Origin of the sequence: Cryobacterium sp. TMS1-13-1, from assembly GCF_004403125.1 — a bacterium.
Classification (GTDB): Bacteria; Actinomycetota; Actinomycetes; order Actinomycetales; family Microbacteriaceae; genus Cryobacterium; species Cryobacterium levicorallinum.
The window spans coordinates 296,507-309,758 of the sequence record NZ_SOGX01000004.1 but is presented as its reverse complement, the minus strand read 5'-3'; the positions used below and the strand labels follow the sequence as shown (position 1 = coordinate 309,758).

Sequence of the window (13,252 nt, the reverse complement as noted above, 5' to 3'; positions counted from 1 at the left end):
CGTAATCTGGGCGCAAGGCTACGAAAGGCAGTTCGGTGGATATTCGCATTGGTATTTTCAACTCTCCCCGTGAGATCGGTTTTGAGACTTCGCAGCCAGCGACCGAGATTGAGGAAACCGTTGCGGCGGCCCTCTCCGGTCAGACCGGCTATCTGAAGCTCAGCGACAGCAAGGGTCGCGTCTACATCGTTCCAACCGTGGGGCTCGCCTACGTCGAACTCGGCAGCGAAGAATCGCGCCGCGTCGGCTTCGTCGCCTAAAACGCCATGGAGCTGTTGTTCGTCGCGCTGTTCGGCACGCTCATCGGCCTCGGCGCACGGTACTTCCTGCCCGGACGCTCAACCCAGGGCTCGGTGCTGGTCCCCGCGATCGGAACGGCCGCGGCATCCTTGGTCTGGGTCGGGCTGACCTGGCTCGGCTGGAATTGGGCCGGGGGGTGGATCTGGTGGGTGTCTCTCGGTGCCGCCGTCGCTGCATCCGTGGTGCTGAATCTTATGATCAGCCGGCGACGCATTCATGCCGATCAGCGGATGCTTCAGGCCCTGGCCAAAACCGGCACGGCCTAATCTCACATTCTTAAGCCGTGAGGCCGAGGCCGTCCATACGGCGGGTGTGCGCCGCGATGAGTTCGGTGAAGACCGGTTCGATGCGTGACTCATTGCTGCCCGCGCGGCCGTTAGTGGGATCCGTGGCCGGCATCGCCGACCGGGCCACGAGCAGGGTGTCACCGACGAGCCGACGGCCCCACATCGCCAGCTGTGAGCCGAGCGCCCGGTCGTTTTCGATCGCGGTCTGGAGCTCGTGAACGAGCACGTCGGTACCGGAATCCTCGCCGAGCAATTGCGCGACGCGAGGCCCGATATCCCGCGGCAGGCCGTCGGATAGCCGAATGAAGAAGTCATCGAGCAAGCCACCGACGAGGTAGCAGCTCAGCAGTAATTCGTGCCAGTCGACACCGGCGGTCTTCGCGCGGAACGCATCGAGGCTCACGACGAACGGTGCCATCTCGACGGCCGGCTCGTGGCCGCGGCGACGAATCTCGGTGATCAGTCCGTGGTGCTTGCTAAGCGCCCGACCGGCAGCGGCGCTGAGGCCTTCTTTGACGGCGAGGTTCGGTGCGGTCGCCACCGCACGGGCGAGGCTTTCGAATTCGCCGAGCTCGCTGTACGCGGCCTGACCAAGAAAATGCTGCACGCCCGGCGCGAGCGAACTGATGTCCACTTTTTCGGTTGGCTGGGGTGCCCCGCGGGCCGAAAGCCTCGGAGCTTCATTGCGCTGCGGGCGCCGACCGAACCACGTGACCACGGGCTTAGCTTAGAACAGCGCGCCTGTGGCCGCTGTCCAGACGGGGCAGTAAGGTGGAATTACGTCGCCGACAAGGATCGGCGGCCGCTGCCCGAGACGCAAAAACGGGCGCATTTCGCTTCCAGTTAATGACAGGCATACATTCGTGACTTTCTCCGAACTTAATATTGACCAGGACATGGTCGACTCCCTTGCTGCCAAGGGCATCCTCGAACCGTTCCCCATTCAGACCCAGACCATCCCGCTCGCTCTCGCCGGCCAGGACATCATCGGCCAGGCCAAGACCGGCACCGGAAAGACCTTCGGCTTCGGGCTTCCGGTGATTCAGCGCCTCGGACTCGACCCGGAGCCCGGTGTGCAGGCGCTCATCGTCGTTCCGACGCGCGAACTGTGCGTGCAGGTCTCCGAAGACCTCGAACTCGCCGCGGCGAACCGTAATACCAAGATCGTCTCCATCTACGGCGGCAAGGCCTATGAGGGTCAGATCGAACAGCTTAAGGCTGGCGCTCAGATCGTCGTCGGCACCCCCGGCCGTCTGCTCGACCTCGCCGGCCAGCGTTTGCTCACCCTCGCCAACGTGCGCGAGATGGTGCTCGATGAGGCCGACAAGATGCTCGACCTCGGCTTCCTCTCCGACATTGAGAAGCTGTTCGCGCAGACCCCGGTGACCCGCCACACAATGCTGTTCTCGGCGACGATGCCCGGACCGATCGTTGCCCTGGCCCGCCGCTTCATGAACCGCCCGATTCACATTCGCGCGACCGACCCCGACGAAGGCCTCATGCAGGCCAACATCGAACACCTGGTCTACCGCGCGCACAACATGGACAAGGATGAGGTCATCGGCCGCATCCTCATGGCTGAGGGCCGTGGCAAGACCATCATCTTCACCCGCACCAAGCGTGCCGCCGCGAAGCTCGTCGAAGAACTCGGCGACCGTGGCTTCAACGCCACCGCCGTGCACGGCGACCTAAACCAGGAACAGCGCGAACGCGCCATGGCCAGCTTCAAGAGCGGCAAGAAAGAGATTCTGATTGCAACGGATGTCGCCGCTCGCGGCATCGACGTGGAAGACGTCACCCACGTGATCAACCACACCATTCCCGAAGACGAGAAGGCGTACCTGCACCGCGTCGGCCGCACGGGTCGCGCCGGCAAGACCGGAATCGCCGTCACCTTCGTCGACTGGGACGACCTGCACAAGTGGTCGCTCATCAACAAGGCGCTCGACTTCGGCCAGCCGGAACCGATGGAAACCTACTCCTCGTCACCGCACCTCTACACCGACCTGAACATTCCAGCCGGCTCCAAGGGCCGCTTGCGCGCCACCCCGGTGAAGGAGGTCACCGCGGGTGACGCTCGCACCGGCGGGGCCGGACGTACCGGCGGGTCGCGTTCCGCCGGAGCGGGCAGCCGATCCGGCGCGGCACGCTCTGGTCGTTCGGAGAGCGGGCGCTCCGAGGGCGGTCGTGGCTCCGGCCGTGGCGACTCTGCGCGCACCGGTTCTGACCGGCCAGCGACGAGCCCGGTTGCCGACGACGCCAGTCGCCCCGCCCGGTCACGCACCCGCGTCGGCTCCAGCACGAACCCGGACGCCCCGGCGGCAACTCCGGCCGCCGGCACGCACGATGGCGGCGGAGCGGAGCACCACGACGGCAACAACGCCCCGCTGCGTCGCAGCCGCACCCGTCGTCGCTCGCCGCAGACCGGCAGCGCGATCTAATAGCTGCTCAGCACCGCTCGCGCCCGGCACCCGGGCTGCCCTCGCTTCGGCTTCGGCAGCCTCGGGGGTGGGGCGCGTTTGCGTTCAGTGCTGCGGCATCCGCTTCAGGGGATCAACCGTAAACCGGAGCCGCGCCGCGGCCCTCGGCGATGATGCGGTCGAGAACGTCGGGGGCTGTGGTGTTCTCGCCGAGCAGGTTGGGCTTGCCGGTGCCGTGATAGTCGCTCGAACCGGTGACGGACAGCCCGAATTTGGCGGCGAGCTCGTACAGCCGTTTGGTGGGTTCCGGATTGTTCTCGCGATGCTCCAGTTCAAGCCCGAACAGTCCGGCCTCGACCATCGTCTTCAAGCTGGATTCAGCGACGACGTCGCCGATGCCACGGGTGGCGGGGTGGGCGATGACTGGCACTCCCCCAGCGGCGCGCACGAGCTCGATCGCTCGCACCGGATCGGGAGCGTAGTGCGGCTGAAAGTAGCCGGCCTTCCAGTGCAGAATGTCGGCGAAAGCCGCGCTGCGATTGAGGGCGTGCCCGCGGGCCACGAGGGCATCGGCGATATGTGGCCGGCCGACCGTGGCCTCAGGAGTGGTCTGGGCGAGCACATCGTCCCAGCTCAGGTCGTAGTCCGCGCCGATGCGGGCGACCATCTGCTCAGCCCGGCTGAGCCGGGCTGCGCGCACGCGGGTCATCTCCGCCAGCAGCGCCGAATCGTCAGGGTCAAAAAGATATGCCAAAAGGTGCACACTGGCGTACCGCACGCGGGTGCTGAATTCCATTCCCGGAATAAGTGTCAGGTGCTCGGTGCGTGCGGCCGCGGAAGCCTCGGCCCAGCCGGCCGTCGAATCGTGGTCGGTGAGGGCGATCGTGCCGAGCCCCGCCGCGGCTGCGGCGTGCACGAGCTCCGCCGGAGTCTCGGTGCCGTCCGACACGCTCGAGTGTGCGTGAAGGTCGATCGGACCCCGAAATTGCCGCGCGACTGCCATGCTCCCATGCTAGTTGGACACCAGCGCCCGTTCGTTGCTGACCACGGCACTGGGGATTCCCCAGAATACTGATCTAGGGTTCAGAACAATGTTCTCCAGACTCCTTCGGGCACTGATTCTGATCGGTGCCGCCGTCATCCTGCTGGTGGTGACCTGGCCGCAGGCGTTCGGCCTGCACAACAGCTGGGTGGTCGCCCATCTGGTGTCCTTTCGCGCCGTGGCCGTCATCGGCGCGGTCGTCGGGCTCGTCCTGCTCGGGGTACTGCGGTTCATTCGCCCGCTGCGTCGAACATTGGGAATGGCCATGGTGCTGCTCGCCCTGTTCGGTATCGCCAACGTCGGCATTCTGGCCTCCCGCGGTTTCACGACCACGGTTTCGCCCACCCAGGGTCAGCTCAGCGCCGAAGCGGATGCCTACTCCGTCACCGTACTCAGTTGGAACACGCTCGGAGACGCTCCCGGCGCCGCGGTCATCGCCGCGCAAGCGCTGGCCCAAAACGCCGACGTCGTGACCCTGCCCGAAACGACGGAAGAGACCGGCATTCTGATCGCCGAAGCGATGCGCGACGCCGGCCGCCCAATGTGGGTGCACACCCTGGCCTTCGATCTGGTCTCCAAGGCCCGCTCCACCACCGTGCTGATCAGCCCCGACCTGGGCGACTACACGGTCACCAACGCGGCCGGGTCCGGGCCGCCCGGCAACACCAACGTGCTGCCGACCGTGGTGGCCGAACCGGTCGACGGGACCGGCCCGACCATTGTGGCGGTGCATGCCGTTGCACCGATTCAGTATGAGATGTCGAACTGGCGCAGCGATCTCGACTGGCTCGCCACCCAGTGCCTGGGCGACGATGTGATCATGGCGGGCGACTTCAATTCCACGCTCGACCATATGGCGGGGCGCGCGAGCGGCGGCGGCTCGGTTCTCGGCAACTGCTCGGATGCTGCCCTGTCGGTCGGTTCGGCATCCGTCGGCACGTGGCCGACCGCGATGCCCGCGCTGCTCGGCAGCCCGATCGATCACGTGATGGCCACCCCGAACTGGCGGGTCTTGGGCCTGCAGGTGATCGAGTCACTGGACGAGGCCGGAAGCGATCACCGACCGATCGTGGCGACGCTGACGCCGGCCAGTTAGTTTCGGACAGCCGCGCAGCATCCGCTCGTCGCAGCATCTGCAGCACCCGATCGGGCGCCGCCCAGAGTGCGGTGTGAGAATGGGGGAATGGCTGATACCACTGCTCCCGCACTTATTCCTGCCGCGCGTTCGAACCAGAACCGTTCGACCACTCCCGGGTCTACCGGCTTCAAAGCTTTCATCGCGAGCGGATGGGCCGAACGCACCGACGTTCTGCCTCCAGCTCGCGAGCAGGCACCGTTCGCCGCCGCACGTCGCGCCCGGCTATCCGCGCAGTACCCGGGCCAGCGACTGATCATTCCGGCCGGCCGCCTCAAGCAGCGCTCCAACGACACTGACTACGCCTTCCGCGCCCACTCGGCCTTCGCCCACCTCACCGGCTGGGGCAGCGACAGCGAACCCGGTGCCGTGCTCGTGCTGGAACCAGCGGCCGCTGTCGGCCACGACGCGACCCTGTACTTTCGCGAGCGGGCCGGCCGCGACTCCGACGAGTTCTACGCCAACCCCGACATCGGCGAATTCTGGATCGGACCGCGTCCATCCGTCGCCCAGGTCGCCAGCGACCTCGCCGTCGAGGTGCGCGGCATCGCCGACCTCGCCGCAGTGCTGAAGGCGGTCGACAGCGAAACCCTCGTGTTGCGTGAAGCCGACCCGACCTTCACCGAGCAGGTCGACGAGGCCCGCCTGCGTTTCGCCGCCGAGCGGGTGCTCAGCAGCAACGCCACCGACTCTCCGTTCAGCATCGAGATCAATGCCCAGCATGAGCCCGACGCCGGCCTGGCCCGGGATCTGTCCGAACTGCGCCTCGTGAAGGACGCCTGGGAGATCGCGCAAATGCGCCTCGCTGTCGCCGCCACCGCCCGCGGATTCGACGACGTCATCGCCGACCTCCCCCGATCCAGCCAGCACGCCCGCGGCGAACGCCTCGTCGAGGGTGTGTTCAACACCCGCGCCCGCAGCGACGGCAACACGGTCGGCTACGACACCATCGCCGCTTCGGGCCCGCACGCCTGCATTCTGCACTGGACCCGCAATGACGGCGTTGTCGCCGCCGGTGACCTGATTCTCATCGACGCCGGCGTCGAACTCGACAGCTACTACACCGCCGACATTACCCGCACCCTCCCGGTGAATGGCGTCTACAGCGACGTCCAGCGCCAGGTCTACGAAACCGTGCGCGAGGCAGCGGATGCCGCCCTCGCCGTCGTTCGCCCCGGTGCCATCTTTCGCGACGTGCACGCCGCCGCGATGCAGGTCATCGCGAGGCGCACCGCCGAGTGGGGAATGCTCCCGGTCACCGCGGAGGAGGCCCTTCTTCCGGACAACGGCCAACACCGCCGTTACATGGTGCACGGCACCAGCCACCACCTCGGCATCGACGTGCACGACTGCGCGCAGGCACGCCGCGACATGTATATGGACGGCGTGCTCGAACCGGGCATGGTCTTCACGATCGAACCCGGACTATATTTTCAGCCCGACGACCTCACCGTGCCGGCCGAATTCCGCGGCATCGGCGTGCGCATCGAAGACGACATCCTGGTGACCGCCACGGGAGCCGAAAACCTCTCCGCAGCTATTCCCCGCACCGCGAATGAAGTTGAAGCCTGGATCGCCGCGAAGCAAAGCTAAACAGGTTGGCTATTCGGAGGGGATCGGTGGGGCGACTACGGGAGGGTCGGAGGATCTACCGGGGGCGCAGCAGGCGCTGCTGGCTCGGCCTCGCGGAAGCCCGAGAGCAGGTTGCGGGCTCGGTTGACCAGTTCGGCGTCGACGATGATCTGGTAGTTGGTCGCGATGACCTGCATGGTCGAGGTGAAGTCGCGGCGGCGGCGGTTGATCGCGTAGCTCGCAATGCCGAGCAGCATGCCGAATCCGGCACCCATGATCAGGGCGGCGAAGACGAACGGTAGGCTCGATCCGGTCGGCGAGAACAAAAAGAACAGAATCCCGAAGAAGATTCCCAACCAGGCACCGGATGCCGCGCCAGCGAGCGCGACCCGGCCGTAGGTGAGTTTGCCGGTCACTCGCTCGACACTCTTGAGGTCGTTGCCGACAATCGCCAGCTGCTTCACCGGAAAGTCCGCCTTGGCGAGCGTGTCGACCGCGCTCTGCGCATCGGCGTAGGTGCTGTACGTCGCGAGTACCTCTCCGCGCGGCAACACAGGAGGCAAAACTGGGCGACGCCGGGGAAACAGACTCTGGTTGCTCATTCCGGTATTCTTTCACGCAGACCTGTTGACATGCCCGATCGTGCCACCTCAGGTAATCCATTCAATGGACTCGGCGAACGTCTCCTCACCGTCGTCGTCGTCAAAGACATTGGCCACCATGTGGGTGACGAAGAGTGCAAAGCCCAGAGCAATGTCGTTGAAGAGCTCGCGGTCGAACGGGCCGTACCACGAGACACCGCCCGGGCTTTCGGGGTCCAGGTCGAGCCGGTTGATGGCGAAGTCGCCCTCCAAAGAGCGGATGACGATTCGGAGTGAGCGAAACGGCGGGTTCCCGCCGATCAGGTCGCCGAGACCCCGTGCCTCCTCAGCGTTGACCGCCAGGAGGTGGGACAGCGAGACGGCATTGTCTGCGGTGCGACCGGTTGCGACCGCAAATTTCAGGTAGCTCATCCGGTCGCCGGAGACCAGGTGGATTGATTCGGCCTTGACCGATAATTGCCGATAGGCGAGAATGTCGTGGGCTGCGTTCAGGAGACCGGTGAGCGCCCGGCCGGCGGCGGCGCTGTCTTTGACTTTGCCGTAGTCGGGTGCCACTCCGCTCCAGATCAATTGCACGGCTCGCCTCGCCGGCGGAATGCCGTCCTTCGCCGGAAAGCTCAACGTTCGCCCTGCGCCCGGAAAGCGGGCCCGGCCGAGCACCGCGCAGTGAACTTTTGTCGGGAATCATGGGCAAGTTCGCAAACGGTCATGAGCGCAACCCTATTCCGTGCCGGCAATTCGTGCCTGGTCACCATCGTCGGGCTGGTGGCCGACACGGGAAGTCGTGCCGGGCCACCAATGTCGGGCCAGTGGCCTACATTTATATTGTGAGTGCCACCAGAGTTTTTGTCGCCCGACTGGCCGGGTGCACCGTTTTCGACCCCGCGGGCGACCGCGTGGGCAAGGTGCGCGATGTTCTCGTGGTGTATCGAAAAAACGACCCGCCCAGCGTCGTCGGCCTGATCGTGGAGATCCCCGGTAAACGACGCGTCTTCGTGTCGATCAACCGGGTCACCAGCATCGGCAGCGGCCAGATCATCACGACCGGCCTCATCAATGTTCGCCGCTATGAGCAGCGCGGCGGCGAGGTGCGCGTCATCGCCGAACTCCTCGGCCGCAAGGTGCTCTTCACCGACGGCTCGGGCGACGCGACCATTGAAGACGTCGCGATCAAGGAGGGCACGGAGGCCGACTGGGCGATCAGCCAGCTGTTCGTGCGTCGCCCCAAGACCAGTGCCTCCCCCTTCGTCAAGGGCGTCACGACCTTTGCAACCTGGGCAGAGGTGCGCGAGAAAACGACCGAAGGCCAGGCGCAGTCCGCCGAACATCTCATCGCGACCTATTCCGATTTGAAACCGGCCGACCTCGCCAATACCCTGCTCGACCTGCCGCGCGAGCGCATGTTCGAGGTGGCCGGCGAGCTGCCCGACGATCGCCTCGCCGACGTGCTCGAGGAGATGCCAGAGACCGATCAGGTCGGTATTCTGACCAGCCTCGGCGATGCCCGCGCCGCCGATGTGCTCGATCAGATGCAGCCCGACGATGCGGCCGACCTCATCGCCCAGCTGCCCGAGGAGCGCGGCGAGCAGCTGCTCGACCTGATGGAGCCCGAAGAAGCCGAAGACGTGCGGTTTCTGCTCTCCTACGCTCCCGACACGGCCGGCGGCCTCATGACGACCGAGCCGATCATCGTCTCGGCCGATGCCACCGTCGCCGAGGGGCTCGCGCGCATCCGTCGTCATGATCTTGCCCCGGCGCTCGGTGCGGCGATTTGCGTGACCCTGCCCCCCTACGAAGCTCCCACCGGTCGTTTTCTGGGCATGGTGCATTTTCAGCGGATGCTGCGCTATCCGCCCCACGAGCGGCTCGGCACGCTGCTCGACGCGGGTCTGGATCCGGTGACCGCCGACACGTCGGCCGCCGAAGTCAGCCGTATTCTGGCGAGCTACGACCTTGTGTCGGTGCCCGTGGTCGATGAGAATTACCGACTGGTCGGGGTGGTGACGATTGATGACGTGCTCGATTACCTGCTGCCCGACGACTGGCGCAGCCACGACGGGAATGACGATGTGCGTCGCCGCGCCGCCGCCCGCAGCGAGCTGAGAACCGGCAGCATCCCGCTCCCCGGAGCGCAAAGGACGACTCGTGGCCCGCAATAATCGCGCCGACCTGCGCCTCGATGCGCCCAAGGGGCTGCGAACCGGCAACATCGTGGGTCTCGGGCGCAACGGCGGCCACAGCCGGGACCGGTTCGGCCGCTTCACCGAGGCCATCGCCCGTGGCATGGGAACCCCCTGGTTTTTGCTCGGGCTCACCCTGTTCGCCGTCGCCTGGATCTCCTGGAACACCCTCGCGCCGGAGGCGTGGCGGTTCGACTCGGTTGCGCTCGGCTTCATCGCGCTGACCCTCGTGCTCTCGATGCAGGCTTCCTACGCTGCGCCGATGATCCTGCTCGCACAGAACCGGCAGGACGACCGCGACCGGGTGCAATTCGAACAGGACCGGCAGCGGGCCGAGCGCACCCTCGCCGATACCGAATACCTCGCCCGCGAGGTTGTGGCGCTGCGCATCGCCATCAAGGACATGGCGTCGAAGGACTTCATTCGCGCGGAACTGCGCGCGTTGCTCGAGCATCTGGATGAGCGCAGTCATCTGGACGAGCGCAGTGACGAACACCAGACCCAGACAGCAACACGGAAAGCCGCCCCACCGTATGACTCCTGACCCGCTGATCCCAACGCCCGACAGCATCCGCTCCCGCGTCTTCACCGCCCTAGCCCGGGTGACTGACCCCGAGATTCGCAAGCCCATCACCGACCTCGACATGGTGTCCGGGGTGAGCGTGAGCGATGACGGTCAGGTGAGCGTCGGCATCCGCTTGACCATTGCCGGTTGTCCGGCCGCTGCGCGGATCGAGAGCGACGTTCTCGCGGCCGCCGAGTCGGTGTCCGGGCCGGGGCGCGCGAGCGTCGAGGTGGCGATCATGACCCGCGAGCAACGCACCGCGCTAACTGAGAAGCTGCGCGGCGGCCAGGTGGCACGCAGCGTGCAGTTCGGCCCGGAGTCGCTCACCCGCGTTTACGCGATCACGAGCGGCAAGGGCGGCGTCGGCAAGTCCACCGTCACCGCGAACCTGGCCGTGGCGCTGGCCGGCGAAGGCCTGCGAGTGGGAATCGTCGACGCCGACGTGCACGGCTTCAGCATTCCCGGCCTGCTCGGCCTGGTGCACGACGGCCTCGCGGTCAAACCAACCCAGGTCGGCGACATGATTTTGCCGCCGATCGCGCACGACGTGAAGGTCATCTCGATCGGCATGTTCATCGACGACGCGTCGGCCGCGGTCGCCTGGCGCGGACCGATGCTTCACCGCACGATCAAGCAGTTTCTCACCGATGTGTACTTCGGCGACCTCGACGTGCTGCTGCTCGACCTGCCACCGGGCACCGGCGACGTCGCCATCACGGTCGGCCAGCTGCTCCCCCACGCCGAGGTCATCGTCGTGACCACGCCGCAGTCCGCAGCGGCCGATGTGGCCGAACGCAGCGGCGTCGTGGCCCGCCAGACCGGGCAGAGCGTCTACGGCGTGATCGAGAACATGTCGGCGATGGTGCAGCCCGACGGCAGCTTGCTCGAGCTGTTCGGTTCGGGCGGCGGCGACGAGGTCGCCAGGCGCCTCTCCGTCGGGCAGCCCGCGCCGGTGCCGGTGCTAGCACAGGTTCCGCTGAGCCTGGCCCTGCGCAGCGGCGGTGATGCCGGGCTCCCGGTCGTGCTCGGCGCGCCCGACGACCCGGCCGCTCGCGCCATTCTGGAGCTCGCGCACCGTATGAAGACGCGGGCCCGCGGACTGGCCGGCCTCAGCCTGGGCCTCACACCGCGCTAGCCGGCCCGGTGAAACCGCCCGGGAATCCTTATTCCTTCGGCTTCACCAGCGTCGCGGCATGGTCGGGAACCTGGTGGTTCTCCTCCCGCGGCGGCCGTTCATAGTCCGAAGCCGGCGGCCTGGGCGGAATGTGTACCTTCGGCGGGTCCGTTTTCTCGTACGGCACGAGCGAGAGCAGATGGCTGATCACGTTCAACCGGCTGGCCCGCTTGTCCTCGCTCTCGACCACCCACCAGGGCGCTTCGGCGATGTCGGTGTGCACGAACATCTCATCCTTCGCCTTGGAATACTCGACCCACTGGGTGATCGACAGCACATCCGTTTCGGAGAGCTTCCAACGCCGCATCGGGTCCTTCAGCCGGGAGCGAAACCGTCGTTCCTGCTCCAGGTCAGACACCGAGAACCAGTACTTGACCAGCAAAATTCCGTCTTCGACCAGCATCCGTTCGAACAGGGGTGCCTGGTGCAGAAACCGACGGTATTCATCGGAAGTGCAGTAGCCCATCACCCGCTCGACGCCAGCCCGGTTGTACCAGGAGCGGTCCATCAGCACGATCTCTCCGGTCGAGGGCAGGTGCTCGATGTAGCGCTGAAAATACCATTGGCCGCGCTGGCGCTCGGTCGGCATCGGCAGCGCGACGATGCGCGCCACCCGGGGGTTGAGATATTCGGTGATGCGCTTGATCGCCGAACCCTTGCCGGCAGCATCGCGGCCCTCGAAGATCACCACGATGCGGGCACCGGATGCCTTCACCCACTGCTGCATCGTGACCAGTTCGGCCTGCAGCCGGGCGAGTTCGGTCTCGTAGACGGACTTTTTTACTCGCTTGGGCTGCTTCAACTCGCTCATCCGTTCTCCTTGGAGCGTTACGTCGCCTCAGAGTCGAACGGGGCCGGCTCGAGCGCGGCCAGGGCGGCTTCCCTGGCACGTTTGCGTTTCAAATAGGCGCCGTCGGGGTTCGGCTCGGCCCGGGAAATTGACGCGGATTGCTCCTTGACCGGGTCCTCATCGGCGAGGGCTTCTCGAATGATGCGGCGGGGATCGTACTGGCGTGGGTCGAGTTTTTTCCAGTCCAGATCGTCGAACTCCGGACCCATCTCGTCGCGCATGCGATCTTTGGCACCATTGGCCATGTCGCGCAGCTGGCGTACCAGGCGAGCAAGCTGGGCGGCGTAGTGCGGCAACTTGTCTGGGCCAAGCAAGAAGACAGCGATGATCCCGATCAGCAGAATCTTTTCGAACGTCAGCCCAAACATGTCCCTAGAATATCTGCCCGGCGGGGCATCCATGGACCAGTCCACCTCGGCCCTAGTCTTGAGCTAATCATCTACTGGAGTTATTTGTGTCTGACATTGAATTGAACTGGAAGTTCTCCGACGACTGTGTCGTCGAATCCGAAGCCATCGCGCGCGCGCGTCAACAATCCCTCGAACTCGGGATCGACGCGATTGCACCCTCGGTGGGCGCACAGTCCGCCGTGATCGCCGCCGCCACCGGGGCCCGCAGCATCCTCGAGGTCGGCACCGGGGCCGGAGTGTCGGGGATCTGGCTGCTCACCGGCGCGCCCGGCGCTACCCTGACCTCGATCGATACCGAGGTCGATCATCTACAGCACGCCAAAGCCAATTTCGCCGAGGCGAAGATTCCGGCCAACCGGGTTCGCCTGATCACAGGCAAGGCCGGCGAGGTGCTGCCCCGCATGAACGAGAATTCTTACGACATTGTGTTCGTTGACGCCGACCCGCAGTCGGTCATCGAATACGTTGAACACGGCCTGCGCCTGGCCCGCCCGGGCGGAACCGTACTCGTGGCGCACGCCCTGTGGCGCGGCCGCGTCGCCGACCCGGCGCAGCGCGACGACGTGGCCACCGGTTTTCGCACGCTGCTGACCGAGATCGCCGGGTCGAGTGCCGTGATCAGCGCGCTCTCCCCCGTCGGCGATGGGCTGCTGCAGATCACCAAGCTGAGCGCTTAACCGACCGCACATAGAAAAGAACGGCTGCTCGCGCAGCC

At 65.9% G+C, this 13,252-nt stretch carries 15 protein-coding genes; 9 read left to right on the top strand and 6 right to left on the bottom strand.

The annotated features are described in order from the left end of the window. Nucleotides 1-35 precede the first annotated feature (35 nt). Both E3T31_RS03260 and E3T31_RS03255 read left to right on the top strand, forming a co-directional pair. Nucleotides 36-260 carry a DUF3107 domain-containing protein gene (locus E3T31_RS03260; RefSeq protein WP_092108379.1) on the top strand — a complete coding sequence of 75 codons (225 nt, stop codon included), beginning with the start codon at nt 36-38 and terminating at the stop codon, nt 258-260. 6 nt (nt 261-266) lie between these two features. Next, nucleotides 267-566: a hypothetical protein gene (locus E3T31_RS03255; protein ID WP_134467441.1), complete on the top strand. Its 300-nt coding sequence runs from the start codon at nt 267-269 to the stop codon at nt 564-566. 10 nt (nt 567-576) lie between these two features. Here E3T31_RS03255 and E3T31_RS03250 read toward each other — a convergent pair whose 3' ends face one another. Next, a complete protein-coding gene (locus E3T31_RS03250) occupies nt 577-1,221 on the bottom strand; it encodes a ferritin-like fold-containing protein (protein WP_241977562.1) in 645 nt (214 codons plus the stop codon). 229 nt (nt 1,222-1,450) lie between these two features. Here E3T31_RS03250 and E3T31_RS03245 point away from each other — a divergent pair, with 229 nt between their 5' ends. Next, nucleotides 1,451-3,028: a DEAD/DEAH box helicase gene (locus E3T31_RS03245; protein WP_134467439.1), complete on the top strand. Its 1,578-nt coding sequence runs from the start codon at nt 1,451-1,453 to the stop codon at nt 3,026-3,028. A 112-nt stretch (nt 3,029-3,140) separates the two neighbouring features. Here E3T31_RS03245 and E3T31_RS03240 read toward each other — a convergent pair whose 3' ends face one another. Continuing rightward, nucleotides 3,141-4,010, bottom strand: a complete 870-nt coding sequence (locus E3T31_RS03240) for a PHP domain-containing protein (protein WP_134467438.1) — start codon at nt 4,008-4,010, stop codon at nt 3,141-3,143. A gap of 88 nt (nt 4,011-4,098) precedes the next feature. Between E3T31_RS03240 and E3T31_RS03235 the strand changes: the two genes are divergently transcribed. Both E3T31_RS03235 and E3T31_RS03230 read left to right on the top strand, forming a co-directional pair. Further along, nucleotides 4,099-5,145 carry an endonuclease/exonuclease/phosphatase family protein gene (locus E3T31_RS03235; RefSeq protein WP_134467437.1) on the top strand — a complete coding sequence of 349 codons (1,047 nt, stop codon included), beginning with the start codon at nt 4,099-4,101 and terminating at the stop codon, nt 5,143-5,145. A gap of 87 nt (nt 5,146-5,232) precedes the next feature. Beyond that, on the top strand, nt 5,233-6,777 hold the full coding sequence (locus E3T31_RS03230) for an aminopeptidase P family protein (protein WP_134467436.1): 1,545 nt from the start codon (nt 5,233-5,235) through the stop codon (nt 6,775-6,777). 35 nt (nt 6,778-6,812) lie between these two features. On the opposite strand, the gene E3T31_RS03225 is transcribed toward E3T31_RS03230, so the two are convergent. Together E3T31_RS03225 and E3T31_RS03220 are read right to left on the bottom strand one after the other, a co-directional pair. Further along, on the bottom strand, nt 6,813-7,358 hold the full coding sequence (locus tag E3T31_RS03225; protein WP_241977560.1) for a general stress protein: 546 nt from the start codon (nt 7,356-7,358) through the stop codon (nt 6,813-6,815). A 48-nt stretch (nt 7,359-7,406) separates the two neighbouring features. Next, nucleotides 7,407-7,934, bottom strand: a complete 528-nt coding sequence (locus tag E3T31_RS03220; protein ID WP_134467435.1) for a hypothetical protein — start codon at nt 7,932-7,934, stop codon at nt 7,407-7,409. 251 nt (nt 7,935-8,185) lie between these two features. Here E3T31_RS03220 and E3T31_RS03215 point away from each other — a divergent pair, with 251 nt between their 5' ends. Genes E3T31_RS03215 through E3T31_RS03205 form a run of 3 tightly spaced genes read left to right on the top strand, consistent with a single transcriptional unit; the run spans nt 8,186 to nt 11,238 of the window. After that, the gene (locus E3T31_RS03215) at nt 8,186-9,517 is read left to right on the top strand and encodes a magnesium transporter MgtE N-terminal domain-containing protein (RefSeq protein WP_134467434.1); all 1,332 of its coding nucleotides are present in this window, start codon (nt 8,186-8,188) and stop codon (nt 9,515-9,517) included. Beyond that, entirely contained in the window at nt 9,504-10,082 is a 579-nt protein-coding gene (locus tag E3T31_RS03210) for a DUF1003 domain-containing protein (protein ID WP_134467433.1), read from the top strand. The genes E3T31_RS03215 and E3T31_RS03210 overlap by 14 nt, the downstream gene beginning before the upstream one ends. Further along, nucleotides 10,072-11,238, top strand: coding sequence for an Mrp/NBP35 family ATP-binding protein (locus E3T31_RS03205; RefSeq protein WP_134467432.1), 1,167 nt, complete (start codon nt 10,072-10,074; stop codon nt 11,236-11,238). Before E3T31_RS03210 ends, E3T31_RS03205 begins: the two co-directional genes overlap by 11 nt. Before the next feature lie 28 nt (nt 11,239-11,266). Here the strand turns inward: E3T31_RS03205 and ppk2 are convergent, their stop codons facing one another. Both ppk2 and E3T31_RS03195 read right to left on the bottom strand, forming a co-directional pair. Next, nucleotides 11,267-12,088, bottom strand: a complete 822-nt coding sequence (gene ppk2 / locus E3T31_RS03200) for a polyphosphate kinase 2 (protein WP_134467431.1) — start codon at nt 12,086-12,088, stop codon at nt 11,267-11,269. Between the two features lie 17 nt (nt 12,089-12,105). Further along, the gene (locus E3T31_RS03195; protein ID WP_092450254.1) at nt 12,106-12,495 is read right to left on the bottom strand and encodes a sec-independent translocase; all 390 of its coding nucleotides are present in this window, start codon (nt 12,493-12,495) and stop codon (nt 12,106-12,108) included. Nucleotides 12,496-12,581: 86 nt separating this feature from the next. Between E3T31_RS03195 and E3T31_RS03190 the strand changes: the two genes are divergently transcribed. Then, nucleotides 12,582-13,214: an O-methyltransferase gene (locus E3T31_RS03190; RefSeq protein ID WP_092450256.1), complete on the top strand. Its 633-nt coding sequence runs from the start codon at nt 12,582-12,584 to the stop codon at nt 13,212-13,214. Nucleotides 13,215-13,252 lie beyond the last annotated feature (38 nt).

What these genes read in the sequence shown, in the direction of transcription:
- E3T31_RS03255 (WP_134467441.1), top strand. Translation starts at nt 267, where the DNA reads ATGGAGCTGTTGTTCGTCGCGCTGTTCGGCACGCTCATCGGCCTCGGC.
- E3T31_RS03240 (WP_134467438.1), bottom strand. Translation starts at nt 4,010, where the DNA reads ATGGCAGTCGCGCGGCAATTTCGGGGTCCGATCGACCTTCACGCACAC.
- E3T31_RS03235 (WP_134467437.1), top strand. Translation starts at nt 4,099, where the DNA reads ATGTTCTCCAGACTCCTTCGGGCACTGATTCTGATCGGTGCCGCCGTC.
- E3T31_RS03230 (WP_134467436.1), top strand. Translation starts at nt 5,233, where the DNA reads ATGGCTGATACCACTGCTCCCGCACTTATTCCTGCCGCGCGTTCGAAC.
- E3T31_RS03225 (WP_241977560.1), bottom strand. Translation starts at nt 7,358, where the DNA reads ATGAGCAACCAGAGTCTGTTTCCCCGGCGTCGCCCAGTTTTGCCTCCT.
- E3T31_RS03205 (WP_134467432.1), top strand. Translation starts at nt 10,072, where the DNA reads ATGACTCCTGACCCGCTGATCCCAACGCCCGACAGCATCCGCTCCCGC.
- ppk2 (WP_134467431.1), bottom strand. Translation starts at nt 12,088, where the DNA reads ATGAGCGAGTTGAAGCAGCCCAAGCGAGTAAAAAAGTCCGTCTACGAG.
- E3T31_RS03195 (WP_092450254.1), bottom strand. Translation starts at nt 12,495, where the DNA reads ATGTTTGGGCTGACGTTCGAAAAGATTCTGCTGATCGGGATCATCGCT.